Origin of the sequence: Mangrovibacter phragmitis, from assembly GCF_040429585.1 — a bacterium.
GTDB lineage: Bacteria > Pseudomonadota > Gammaproteobacteria > Enterobacterales > Enterobacteriaceae > Mangrovibacter > Mangrovibacter phragmitis.
Genome location: NZ_CP134782.1, coordinates 499,035 through 512,452 on the forward strand (window position 1 = coordinate 499,035; position 13,418 = coordinate 512,452).

The 13,418-nt window shown below is 39.9% G+C and carries 10 protein-coding genes; all 10 read left to right on the forward strand.

Translation table 11 applies throughout. The annotated features are described in order from the left end of the window. The first annotated feature begins 2 nt into the window (after nucleotides 1–2). Genes MPHASIOC01_RS02305 through MPHASIOC01_RS02350 form a run of 10 tightly spaced genes read left to right on the forward strand, consistent with a single transcriptional unit; the run spans nucleotide 3 to nucleotide 13,379 of the window. A complete protein-coding gene (locus tag MPHASIOC01_RS02305) occupies nucleotides 3–1,694 on the forward strand; it encodes a hypothetical protein (RefSeq protein ID WP_097494970.1) in 1,692 nt (563 codons plus the stop codon). Continuing rightward, nucleotides 1,691–4,513 (forward strand): hypothetical protein, encoded by a 2,823-nt coding sequence (locus tag MPHASIOC01_RS02310; protein ID WP_097494969.1) that lies wholly within the window; start codon nucleotides 1,691–1,693, stop codon nucleotides 4,511–4,513. The genes MPHASIOC01_RS02305 and MPHASIOC01_RS02310 overlap by 4 nt, the downstream gene beginning before the upstream one ends. A gap of 56 nt (nucleotides 4,514–4,569) precedes the next feature. Next, complete coding sequence (locus tag MPHASIOC01_RS02315; protein ID WP_032659437.1) at nucleotides 4,570–5,043, forward strand: hypothetical protein; 474 nt, start codon at nucleotides 4,570–4,572, stop codon at nucleotides 5,041–5,043. A gap of 40 nt (nucleotides 5,044–5,083) precedes the next feature. Next, nucleotides 5,084–5,374: a hypothetical protein gene (locus tag MPHASIOC01_RS02320; protein WP_353613856.1), complete on the forward strand. Its 291-nt coding sequence runs from the start codon at nucleotides 5,084–5,086 to the stop codon at nucleotides 5,372–5,374. Between the two features lie 56 nt (nucleotides 5,375–5,430). Beyond that, nucleotides 5,431–5,742, forward strand: coding sequence for a hypothetical protein (locus MPHASIOC01_RS02325; protein ID WP_157922210.1), 312 nt, complete (start codon nucleotides 5,431–5,433; stop codon nucleotides 5,740–5,742). Then, nucleotides 5,729–8,191 carry a hypothetical protein gene (locus MPHASIOC01_RS02330; RefSeq protein ID WP_353613857.1) on the forward strand — a complete coding sequence of 821 codons (2,463 nt, stop codon included), beginning with the start codon at nucleotides 5,729–5,731 and terminating at the stop codon, nucleotides 8,189–8,191. The genes MPHASIOC01_RS02325 and MPHASIOC01_RS02330 overlap by 14 nt, the downstream gene beginning before the upstream one ends. A 51-nt stretch (nucleotides 8,192–8,242) precedes the next feature. Further along, a complete protein-coding gene (locus tag MPHASIOC01_RS02335) occupies nucleotides 8,243–8,797 on the forward strand; it encodes a hypothetical protein (RefSeq protein WP_232933298.1) in 555 nt (184 codons plus the stop codon). 3 nt (nucleotides 8,798–8,800) lie between these two features. Continuing rightward, nucleotides 8,801–9,445, forward strand: a complete 645-nt coding sequence (locus MPHASIOC01_RS02340; protein WP_353613858.1) for a DUF2163 domain-containing protein — start codon at nucleotides 8,801–8,803, stop codon at nucleotides 9,443–9,445. Next, on the forward strand, nucleotides 9,445–9,840 hold the full coding sequence (locus MPHASIOC01_RS02345) for a DUF6950 family protein (RefSeq protein ID WP_063161161.1): 396 nt from the start codon (nucleotides 9,445–9,447) through the stop codon (nucleotides 9,838–9,840). The genes MPHASIOC01_RS02340 and MPHASIOC01_RS02345 overlap by 1 nt, the downstream gene beginning before the upstream one ends. Nucleotides 9,841–9,842: 2 nt before the next feature. Then, on the forward strand, nucleotides 9,843–13,379 hold the full coding sequence (locus tag MPHASIOC01_RS02350) for a phage tail tip protein (protein ID WP_097494964.1): 3,537 nt from the start codon (nucleotides 9,843–9,845) through the stop codon (nucleotides 13,377–13,379). The last annotated feature ends 39 nt before the right edge of the window (nucleotides 13,380–13,418 follow it).

A 13,418-nucleotide genomic window follows, 5' to 3' on the forward strand; every position in this document is an offset into this window, starting at 1 on the left:
TTATGGCTCAAACATTTTTAGGGAATCTAACTACAGTATGGATTAATACCGATACAACCAACGTTGATCCAAATGCCCGTACTTTTGTTCAAGTAGAAAACCTTTCAGCATTTCCAAGTTTTAGTGAATCAACTTCTGTTTCAACTGTAGAAACATATAATAGTACTTACACCTCTAAAGTAGCGGGTGATAGTTCATATGGTGATATGACTATTTCAGTTAACTATATTCCAGGTGAAAACGCCGTACTTGATTCTGTTGTTGATTCTCAGCAATTAGTACAGGTCAAGGTAGAAATGCTTGATGAAGGTTCAAACGATACTACCGTAAACTATGTGCTTTACAACGGTTACTTATCAAGCGTTTCCGATACGTCGGATATGGATCAGGTTGTTACCCGCTCTTACGTATTCACACCAGAAAGCCAGGTATCAGCAGGTATTCTTGATGAGTCAGTAGTTGAACTCTATCGCGGTGATTGGGGTGTTGGTTCGAACGGTAACGAGTTTCCAAGCTATCAAGGCCGTGACGGTAACTCATTCGTTAAGATCGCAGCAGCCAACGCACCAACAGGTGTTGATATGTTGGGTATCACTAACCTTGATGGTTCTAACGGTACTCAACTGGTAATGAGCAAAACCGGTACGCCAGTACTCAACTTTCGTAACTTCTCAACAGCAAGTAACGGGGCATGGTACAAGGTCTACACCAGTGCTGATAAACCAACGCTAACAGAACTTGGTGCGGCAGCAGCTACCGATCTCAGTAACTACGTACCAATCACACGTACTGTCAATGGTAAAGCACTTACAGCCAACATTACTTTGGTAGCAGCAGATATTAGTGATGTTTACTCTAAGACCTACATTGATTCAAACGTAGTACCGAAAGTGTTTCAATTAAATGGACACGCATTATCAGGAACGGCGTTGAACTTAGTAGCGGCAGATATACTTGATGTGTATTCACAGACACAGGTTAATAATACCTTTGTTGCTAAAACGGTTACTGTTAACGGTTTGCCTTTGAGTAGCAATATCACACTAACGGCAGCACAACTTACTGATATGGCATCATTAGCATATAGTAATAGTACTTATGTGCCTAAGACGTTCTTAATCAATAACAAGCCATTATCTGGTACTAACATTCAATTAGTAGCAGCAGATATTAGTGATGTATATTCCCGTACTGAAAGCAACGGATTGTTCGCGTTACGTATCACTACGATTAACGGTTATGCTTTAAACAGTAATGTAACCTTGAACTATAACGATGTAGGAACGTATTCAAAAGCACAAATTGATGCCAAAGATGCCGCACTACAAGCGAACATTGATACCAAAGTAACTATTACTCAAGACCTTCTAACAATAAATAACGTAGAAGATACATTAGAACTTGATATGTCTGATGGTAAACGTGTTTTCAAAGCAACTCTAACAGCACCAGTAACACAACTCAGTGTTATAAATGCGAGTGGAAGTAATTTAAACAGTCAAACTATCACGATGTTATTAACACAAGGAACAGGGGCAAATAAAATTTCATGGCCTTCTAATGTTAAATGGTCTTATGGGCGTGAACCAGTATTAACCTTTACGAAAGATTCAATTGATGTAATTCAATTCTTGTCAATAGATGGAGGAAGTACCTGGTACGGCTCCTTACTAATGGCGGATCTACAAGAATGATAAGAAAACAAAATATCAGCAATGCCCAACAGATGATTGAAGGGCATTGGAAATTTTTAGAACGTAACACGGGTTTAGTTAATGATAATAAAACAGATCACTATGTACTAAATCCACAAAACGTTATATGTAACAACAGGCACTTTATAGCGGAAACTGGATGGGAGGCGATGCCTGACGGTGACGCAACCACAGAAGGGCAATCCTTAGCAATTCTTGGTGCTATCTATGCGTATCAGGCAACCAAAGAACCGTACTACCTACAACGTGCTAAAGACTTTTTCAATGCCTATCACATGGCGTTCTTCCGTGGTGTAGCGTTTCCCGATCCACCTGATGGTTCATTGCGTTGTAACTGGATCTGTAATGGTAAGGCTCCAGTACTGGCACATTACCCATTAGATCCAGAGTATCCAACTCACGGCGGGTTCAAGGGCGTATTGTTCACATGGACGAACGGACAAACACAGATACCTCATGGTTCACCTAACTATGGTGAATATCTTGATGCTGTATGGTTTGCCTTTCCCGAAAGAGCGGGGCTTGGTTGGAATCAGGTAAACGCAACAGCCTACGCATGGTTAGCTAATGAAGATTCCATAGATTGGGATACTAAAGCACCTACGTATGAAGTTGATTGGATTGTTGACCGTACAGGCCGCAAGGTAGATAGCAATGGTGATGTACTGGCAGAAGGACTAACAAGCCAGATCGGTACAGTCCAGCTCAAGGACACGTCTATAAACGGTAATTACCGATTCAACTACGCCACAAAGAACCCTGTATCAGAGGGTGGTTATCTGATGGGACGTAATGAACGTTGGCACAACAGGCCAGTAAACGTACCCATTGATAACTACGGTTCACTTGATTTCGCTGATAACGCATCAGATGCTGAATTGTGGTTCTGTCAGGCGGCAAAGCTACTATGGGATATCACAGGCGAGCGTATCTATTACTTAGCATGGCAGAACTCACTACTTACATGTATTGGATATTCCGATATTGATAAATTTGATATGTTCTTTCGTAAAAGTACTATTGCTATTACGCCGTTTACTGATGGTATTTCATATGATTATTTCTATCCGAGTAATCAAGTAGCATCATATTCACGTGATTCAGATGGCTATATAGTCATCAATCAAAGTGCCTCAGCACAAACAACACTTGAACAACAATCTATATGGTTCAAATTTAATAATAGTTCAACTTTCCATGTTGAATATAGTGGTGTTGATACCACTGGCAAACCATTAAGCCTTGCTGTAGCAATGACAGTGAATAAAACTAAAACAGAAGATGGTGCTATAAGATACCGTTGCGGTTTACCCATTACCAATACTGACAACAGTATTATATCTATGGATATACCGATGAATCATTTTACACGTATTGCTAAACCAGACGGTGGACAGTACTTAACAGCAGATATGCGTATGTTATCTGACTATGGGGATAATACAGTAACTACCTTACAATATGTTTCCGGTATCGCTGGAACATACTATGACAACGTGATTTCTACTACTATGGATTCTGACGGTAGTTCTACAGTTGGTTTCTGGATCTTTGATGATGAAACACAGGATTTAAACAGCTTCACATACAGAACATATGCTGATGATTTTAATATCCGTATTGTTGATGATCTTGGTTGGCGTTGGTGGGCTATGCTACCAGCAAGCAACGGGGCATGGGTAACACAAACGTTTAATGTACTGGATTTTAAATTGAGTTCTTATCAACCGGATCATGGAGAAGGTGATGAACAACCAGGACAACCAACACTAACAGGACGTACAGAGTTTACACTATTACTTGATACCGATCCGGTTGATGGTGTCTCAGGTCGTATTGACTGGTATTGTGTTAACGATTTACCAGCACTTTATAACGATGGTGGTACAGGTGATTATTCAGTATTAGTAAGTTTAACATTCAATGATAGTACTGGTAATGGATATACAGCACGTTTAGGTGATTGTGTAATCCGTAATTACATGCTTGATAGCCTTTCATATACACCAGGACTAATACCATTTAGTAACATCACAGATCCATATGCTCAATTGTATTCCGGTTGGCGTGGATTACCATATCCTGGTTATCAATTGCCTGCTATATGGTGTTTCAAAGGTACTACAATTGATCAAACCAGACTAAATAATAGTATTAAGTTCTTATGTGATGCTCAGGACTGGTTTACTAATAAATTCCATCCTACTTTACCTGGCCCGTGTGCTCAGGCTTATGTATGGAACCGTCAGGACGCTTTAGCATATGCCCCTGATGGTAAACCGGATCAATTCATTATGCAGCACTGGTACGAAGAAGCATGGTCAGGTTATGAACCTCGTGCGTTCTTTGCAGGTTGTGATGTAGTTCATGAGCTATATCAACGTGGTGATTATGCTATTCCACAGAACATTATTACGTACTGTAAGAACTGGATGAATTACTTAAAGTGGTTCATGAAAAATAATGATGGTCACGCACCAACACGATTTAAAGATACAGGTGAAGTTATCTATGATGGCTTTACAGGTCATATGTCTGGTTTGTGGCTTGCTGGTGCTTCAATGATGGCAATAGCAGGTTATCCAGATCACGAATTACTTGATTTACTATTCGCGGAAATTCAACAGAACTATAACGTAGTTTCAGCTAATCACGTAATGAATGGTGGCTGGTCATCAGCTATCAGAAGTGGAACACCTACTACAGCACAGAACAACTCTATGTTCTTTGGATTCTATACAGGTGAACTACTAAGAGGTTTAGCACTTTACATGAAGTACTACAACCAACATATATAAATAAACAGAAGGGGTATCAAGGACTGATGCCCCAAATATATAAAGGAATATTAAATATGGCTTTTAATTCTATTTTTGTAGGCAATAATGTAAAAGTTGAAATCGCTAATGCTCCAGCGGGTGGCGGTCAGGCAACTACCTTTACTGTTGTTGAAGAAGTTGGTGCTTTTCCATCAGCGGCAGGTGCGGAATCTAACGTTGTTAGTGTGAACACTTTCGGTCAACAGTACGCTAAGAAATTGCTTGGTTCTCGTTCAGTACCGGATCTAACTCTAACTGTTAACTGGAAACCAGGTGCGACAGGTCAAGAAATGCTTGCGGCAGCCGCAGCAGCACAAACCCTAATCCAGGTTAAAGTAACTTATTATCAAAATATTGATGATCAGGATGGTGCGGCTTATTACAGCATCGTAAACGGTTATGTAAGTTCTGATGTAGTTAACGGTGATTTTGATGGTGTGGTAACTCGTGATTTCGTTGTTTCCGTTACTGGTGCTCCAATTGCGGTTGGTGAAGTAACTGGTGCGTAAGTACTAAATACTACAAACCAACTAACAAGGATAAAGCGAAATGGATTTTACTAATCTTATGAATGCTATTGGTGTGAAGTTAACACCAGTAGTACTAACACCAGAATGTACTGTATACATCAAACTACCAACTATTACCCAACACGCAGAAGTTTCAGATCCATATAAAGCGATCTTCTATTGTGTGGTTAATGAAAGTGGTAAACAGATTTTTGATTCACCTGAACAAGTTGAACAGAATGTTGATTTAACAGTACAACTTAAACTAAATGCCGAGATCGGTAATGTGTTTGCCAAATCCTTTAATGTTGAGGATGTAGAGGCAAAGTAAGACGCGATCCGATTCTCAGACTATCACTATCTTTATTGTATAACAGCGGGTGTAGTGTGGATGATCTCTACACTATGCCCGTTTTGCTTTTCTTCTACCTATTAGTTTTCAAAGAATCGGTTGATCCTGATTCATCACAAATTGAACAAATCAGGCATACAGAACTACTACAGGCAATATGGTTAAGTACTGGCAATATCAAGAAAGAAGATATACCGAAATTTAGTATCTATGAACTCGATTCATTGAACATTATTTCAAGTAAAACCTTAGCTGAACAACAAGCAGAGAGGGAGAAGAAGATCGCAGAACAACAAAAAGCAAACATGCTTAATTGGATGGGAGTAAAGCCTAATGGCAAACAATAATAAACAATCAATGATATTTGAAATCACAGGTGATGAATCTGGATTACAAAAATCATTAAAAAACGCAGCAAATGATATAGGTGATTTTGGGGATCGTGCTGGCGGTGTGTTCGGTAGTTTCAATACCGGACTATCAACCACGGCTAAAGCTATGTCTGGTTTCGCTGGTGCGGTAGGGGTGGCAGGTATCGCCATTGCCGCCACATTAGCCAACGTTCAAGCTCAATCAGAAAAGGCGTTTGAAGTCTTTCAGGCAGCATCACTATCACAAACTGGCATAGTACAGATACAACAGGCGGCTAATATGTTTGCGGGTGTTGGTCTGACTATGGATCAAGTAGCCGATCAGATGAAAGATGCTAAGGATAAGTTAGGCGATGCTATCACGAATAACGCTGGCTCTATGCTAACCGATGTGATTCAACCATTGAAGTTGAATATGTTTGAGTTACAGAAAGCAGCAGAAAACGGTGAAGATATTATTGCTAAGATTTACTATCAAGCTAAACAAATGGGTTTTAGTCAGGCTCAGATTGTACAGATGATGGAAACCGTAGCTAACGATGCTACTAAACGCATGACTGTATATAGAGAATTCAGTACTGAACAAGAGTACCAAAATAGCCTTGCTAATGAAACTATACAGTTAACAGCAGAGCAATCACGACAATTTGAAGAATATAGAACGGCAACTAATAATCTATCAAGGGCGTGGGATACGTGGCGAAATTCAACACTTGCCCCTGTTGCTAAAAGCCTTGCTGATATTCTTGATCTAATGACTAAGATACTCAACAGTAAGCCAGTGGCAGCAGCCGCAGCCGCTACGAGTAAGCAGGGTATACAGGCCGTACAGGAATACCAAAAACAGTACCAACAGCAGATACAAAAAAACTCTTCTATCTATGGTGCTCAGATGGTAGAGGAACAGCAGAAGCAACAAGAAGCTAATAACAAAACCTTTGAGAATCTTTTAGCTAATCTTGATGCCGCACATAATCTACTTGATAAACAGAAAGAAGAATATAACAAAGGTTCAGATAGAAGTGTTATTGATACAGCGTTGAAACCTTATCTATCAGCTAAGCAGAAGACACAAGCACAGATTGATACTCTTGATGCTACTCACAAACAATTACGAGCAACTATTAAAGATTCTTTAGTACGTGCATATAAGGGTGATGAAGCGGCAATGAATGCCGATTTAGCTAAACTTGATGAAGGTTATAAAGCTAACCGTGAGAAGTTAGTAAAAAGCCTAACAGCCGATGAAGATAAAGCACGTGAAGATAAAGCTAAGAAAGATGAAGCAGCAGCCAGGAAAGCACAAGCCGCACAAGATAAACTTAATGAACAAACTAAACGAGCAAAAGCACTATTAGAACAAACCCTATCACAGATCGGTACTAACGAAGCTCAGATACGTATTACTCGTTTTAACTATGAACAGGATGAAATTGAAAAGCGTATCAGTACAGCAGGTAAATTAGCAGGTAAGAGTGAAACTGAAATTACAGCAATGTTAGATCAGCAATATAAAAGCCGTGCGACTAAGTACAAAACTATGGTTGATGAAATGCTTGCTGAAACAGACCGTTTAAAACAAGCACAAAACATTGCCGCAATTGCCAGTGATCCGAATGCCACACCAGAGGCTAAAGCCAAAGCAGCAGCAGCGGGTAAGACGTGGACAGGTGACACAGCAGGTCAGGGATTAGGGTATACAAACCCATTAGACTTCTCACCAGATCCAACGAAAGTACAGCAAGTAAACACTGAACAGCAAGAGAACCAGGATGGGGCTAAAGCTCTATACGATGCCAAAGTAATTGGCTTCCAGGAGTACCAGGATCAGCTAACAGCGATTCAGGCCAACGCCGATATGAAACGTGGTCGATTAACCGCAGACGCACTAACCAGTACTTTAGGTATGTGGCAAGCGGGGGCAGGTGATGTAGGAACTATCATGGCTGGGGTTTTCGGTGAATCATCAGCAGCGGCTAAGGCAGCTTTTGCCGTAAGTAAAGGTATTGCAATTGCTCAGGCAGTGATCAACATCCAGCAGGGCATATCCGAAGCTATCAAACTTGGGTGGCCTATGGGGATCGCAGCAGGTCTACAGGTAGCAGCTCAGGGTGCGTCCATTGTCCGTACTATCAAAGGTACAGCTATCCAGGGGCAAGCCCATGATGGTTGGGATTCACTACCAAGTACTGGTACATACAATCTTGAAAAAGGTGAACGTGTAGTAGGTAAATCACTAAACCAGGATTTAACAAAATACTTGAGTAATCAGGATGGTAGTAAATCAGGTGATATTAAGATTGACGCACCGTTAATTATTAATAGTAATGGTCAAATCTCAGATTCAGATTTCCAAAAGATGTGTGATAAACACGCTGATACTATTGTTCAGGCAACACGTAAATCTCAGAAGAATAACGTATAAATATCATATAGCCCACATGGATTGTGGGCTAACTATTAAAGGAATAATAATATGTTAAATAACACTCTTATTAGTGAGTTCATGTTAACGGACAATATACCCCAATACCAAAACCAGACATGGACAGGTGAAACTATTACACGTGTTGTTGGTTCGCAGTACTTTACCCTTAGTTTCAAAGTTACCTTGAACAAGATGAACCGTGCTGAACTCGCTAACTTCTACGCTTTATATGGTCAGGGCAAACCGTTCTCTATGCCTCTTGGATGGTGGAGTACATACAACGGTACTCAAACATCACAAGTACAGGCAACAGCAGCAAGGGCAGCGGGGGCAACATCCATTGCCGTTAATGCTAATACACTTGAAGTTGGTACGTTAATTCAATTCAACGGACACAAGAAACTATACCGAATCATAGCCAACACTGGCAACGTGATTACTATCTTCCCTGGATTAATCAAAAACATCCAACTTGGGGAAGTAATGAAATATGACAATATTCAAGGTTCATTTATTCTTACACCACAGAACGCAGCATATCAGATGCCAAGTACAAACATTATGGAAGTGACAATAAATGCAACTGAAAACATCAGAGGTTAATTTATGTCTATTCCAAGCAATGTACTAACTAATGCGGATCTTGTCGCGTACTGGAACCTTACACGAGGCGATAACAAAACCGTACTAACAGAAAAAGAACTATATCAATGTGGTGTTATGGTAAAGCTAATAGATGTACTTCCACCTACCGGAAGTAACATATATCTAACTGATGCCATTGCCGATCAAAACTATAATGGGATTAACTATAAGTCTGTACCTGATTTCCTTGATTCATCATTTGCAAACTATGTAGAAAAGAACCAAATTAATAATAACGGTACTTCTTTAAAAGTAAGTAATGTAAGCCAGGATTATCTATCTATGGCGTTACGTGGATTGTGGAATGATGCAAAAGTTAATATCTGGATGGGAATTGTTAACCCAGCTACAGGAGGTATTTTATATGCCTATCGTATGTTTAGTGGTTACATTGATTGCTTTAGTTCAGACTTTAACAACACAGCAGGTAATACCACAAATGAAACAACAGTAAATCTAAATTCATTGTGGAAGAAGTTAGACCAAACACAACGCCTGTTATCAAGTACATCAGTACACCAATCATTACACACTGGTGATAAGTTCTTTGACCTAATCGGAATACTAAATAGTTCAGAGCAATTCTGGAAGAGTAGCAAGAAATAATGAAAAACGGATTTATAACAGAGTACCTAAGTGGTTTAGTTGGTGAACCTTTAGTGTACGGTACAAATGATTGTCATATCATGGTGCTAACAGTAATTGATATGATTACAGGTAGTAATTACCGTGATGAAATCTATCAGAAATACACAACACCAACAGCAGGTAGAAAATACGCAAAAGCAAACTGTAGTTATTCTACTCTACATCTATTGTGTAAAGAAAAAGGCGAATTAGTAACTGAACCACTTGATGGGGATATCATCATTTCGTCAGGTCACAGTACAGTTTATTGGCGTGGGAAAGTAGTAATTTTATCAGAAGATAAATCTAACTATATCGTTTCTCAATATATCCCAAATGAAAAAGACAAAATATACAGATTTAAAGGGGAATAACTATGGCAGTAGCAGCAGTTGCCGTAGCTATTATCGCAGGGGCATCAGCAGCGGCAGCAGCATACGCAGCAGGTTTAGCTTTAGCAGCAGTAGTAGCTATAGGTATTGGTACAGCAGCACTATCTTACATTAGTTCATCACAGATGATGAATGTAGGCCAAATGGGGGTAACGTATCCGAGTACGGGTAGTAACAATGCCCGATCAACATCACCAAGTACTGGCATACCGATTTCATACGGTGGTTCTAACCGCAACGCAACAGAGGTAGCCTATAACAAGTTAGGCTCTATCGTCGTATGGCAGAACGTCTATAAAGGTACTTCAAACCAGTTATGTACGGTTCACGCGATCAGTATCGGTGAAATCGGGCAAGTACCAGGGGAACAATCACAAGGCGTAATCAAGCAGATCTATTTTGATAATGCTCCGGTACTCATGGATGGTGCGTACATCACCACAGAAGGGATAGTACCTACCTCAATGATGATTGAGAAGTACCGCAAGTACTTACAGATTGAGGTACGTTTTGGTAAACCGTCCTACGGTGGTTCTATGACGCTTGCCCGTCAATATGGCGGTAGTCAATGGACTGATAACATGCGTGGTGATGGTCTTGTACAGATCTGTACCGTAATCAAGAAAACCAACGATTCATTGATTGATGGGATTCTAACGAACCAGAACTATACATTATCGGTAGAAATGCGTGGACGTATGATCTATGACTTAACTGATAATGTACGTAAACCAAGTTCAAACCCACCAAGCCAACTATATGACTTTATCACTAATACAGAATTTGGTTTTGGGCTTGATCCTAATGATATTGATATTACCAGTTTCCGTAATATGGCAAACTATTGTGCTCAGAATCATTTCTATTCCAATGGTAATATTCAATATGATAAATCCTTCAAGGAAAACATTGAAAATATTCTACAAACATTTGGTGGTGTACTTTATGAATCAAACGGTAAGTACTATCTAACGGTAGATGCTCCAGATATTCCAAGTGTACATTTTGATGAAACGAATATTCTTGGTAGTGTGAATATCACAACGGGTTCTAAGTCTGACTATTTTAATACAATGGACAGTACCTATACAAACCCAGGGAATGACTATTCACAAGATATTATCCGTTATCCAAGTGATGCCATTAGTAACGCATCCATTGCTAAAGATGGTTATATTATCAAGAAGGATTTAAACTATCTTTGGGTACAGGATAAAAATCAGCTTGCTATTCTTAGTAACATTGAATTGCTAAAATCTAAGTACATTACGAATACAATTACTTTCAATACCTATGTAACAGATATGAAAGTATATGATGTGTTTACAATTGATTTTAAAGAAGCTGGATTTAGTAATAAAAAGTACAGATGTATTCAACGTACTGTACCAATGACCGTAGATAAAGCAGGCATTATCCAGATCACCGCGATTTCATATGATGATGGTATATATCAAGGAAAAGATCCGGGACAATTCCCACAAGATGGATTGACCAATCTACCTAACCCAACATACGTAGAACCGCCAAGTAACCTACAGGCTCAACGTTTAGGGGCAACGGCATCAGGTAACACCGTTCTATTAACATGGGATCTTAGTCAGGATACAACTGTACGTGGTTATAAGATTCGTTATAAACGCAGTGATTCCAGTGTTTGGATCAGCATTGGTAACGTAGGGCAGTACTCTACGAGTTTTGAGATACTAAATCTTCTATATGGTGTACAGTACGATTTTGCTATTGAGGCGTATAACACATTAGGTTATTCATCGGAATTAGTAGCTATCTATAATCAAACACCACAAGTTATATTCGCATTACCGAAGATTACTAACCTTGATATGGTGAATGATGATGTAGGTTTAAACCAGACTTATGCTCAAGATTTTATTTTACGTTGGGATGATCAGGCTAACATAGCCGTAAATGGTAAAACCTTTGCTGATTTCTTCAAACACTATGAAATACGTGTGTATGACCGCTACAGGAACTACATCACATCGTACTACACCACTACAAGCAACTGGACGTACTCATATTCAATGAATACCAGTGATGGCCTTAGTCGTTACCGTGTATTTGGGATCATCGCTCATGGTTGGGGTACTGGTATCTATAGTGAAGAAGTTCAGATTGAAGTTAGTAACCCACAACACCCACAGTTGTTAGGTGTAAATTTGAAGAGTGGTTATGATTCCGTGTTCATTGACTGGACTGAATCAAACGTACCGGATTATGCGGGAATCGTTCTACAAATCGCACTTGATGAGGGTTTTAGCTCAGGGTCGAAGTACTTTAGCAGTGCTAACCGCTATTCAGCATCGTTTGGTATTGAAGATGGTTCATGGTTCGCACGTGTAGCAGCCTATGACGTGTTCGGACAGGATGAATTGGTATGGTCGCCTACTATCGGTTTTAACCAGAACACGAAGGTTCCATACAGCAAATTGAACGAAGATGTGATTGATGGCCTACTTAACAGTGATACGGCTACTGGCATTGTTGAGAAACAGATCGTAGATGAACTTGGGTCACGCTGGCAGCTACAGGTATCAAACAACGGTAACGTAACGGGCATTGCTTTAGCCGCAGATGAAAAAACATCAGTGTTTACCGTAATGGCGGATCGCTTTAGTGTTATCAGTACGGACAGTGCCAAACTATCAGACAGGGTTTATCCGTTTGTGGTTCAGGGTGGTAAGACTTACATCAACTCAGCGGTGATAGCATCAGCGAGCATCAATGAGGCTATGATCAATAACCTTTCCGTTTCACGAGCGAAAATTCAGGATGCCGCAATCGACAACACGAAGATTGCCAATGCCGCAATCCGTAGTGCTCATATAATGGACGGCGTGATCGACTCAGCGAAGATTAGCCAACAGATACAATCCAGTAATTGGGATGGTACGAACGGTTGGATGATTAACAAGAACGGTACATCTAACTTTGGTAACGCTACTATTCGCGGTACTATTTTTGCGAACAGCGGAGTACTCAACAACGTTACTATCAATGAAAACTGTAACATTCTTGGTACTCTAAGTGCCTCACGTATCGTAGGTGACATTTGCCGTCCTCAGTCTACAGGTATAGCATCAGTGCCGTTTATTTTCGGTTCACATACTGTATCAGGTGGTCAGGCCGCTAATGATCCAGTAGCTTACCAACACTATGTAGCGTTGCGTATACGTGGTGAAGATTTCGATCGTATCCTTGATAGTAATATGACTATCACACTTACTTCATTTGAGCGTCAGTACTTCTATATTCGTATGGGTGGTGATGGCATTGGTTTAACAAACTTAGCTTTCGTTGATGCTGGTAACAATGGACATAACACACCATATACTTTCCCAATCAATGGTATCTATGTACCCGCTGTTGGTCGTGGCAAGTGGAATTATATCTATGTTATGTGTACTACATCGCGTTCTGGTTTAGCTTCACTTAATGTACCTTCATTATTGAATGCGTTTATATATCGAGCGGGGGATCAACCTTTATATAATGCGTAATAAATACTATTACCAAAATATATAATATAGGGAAATTCT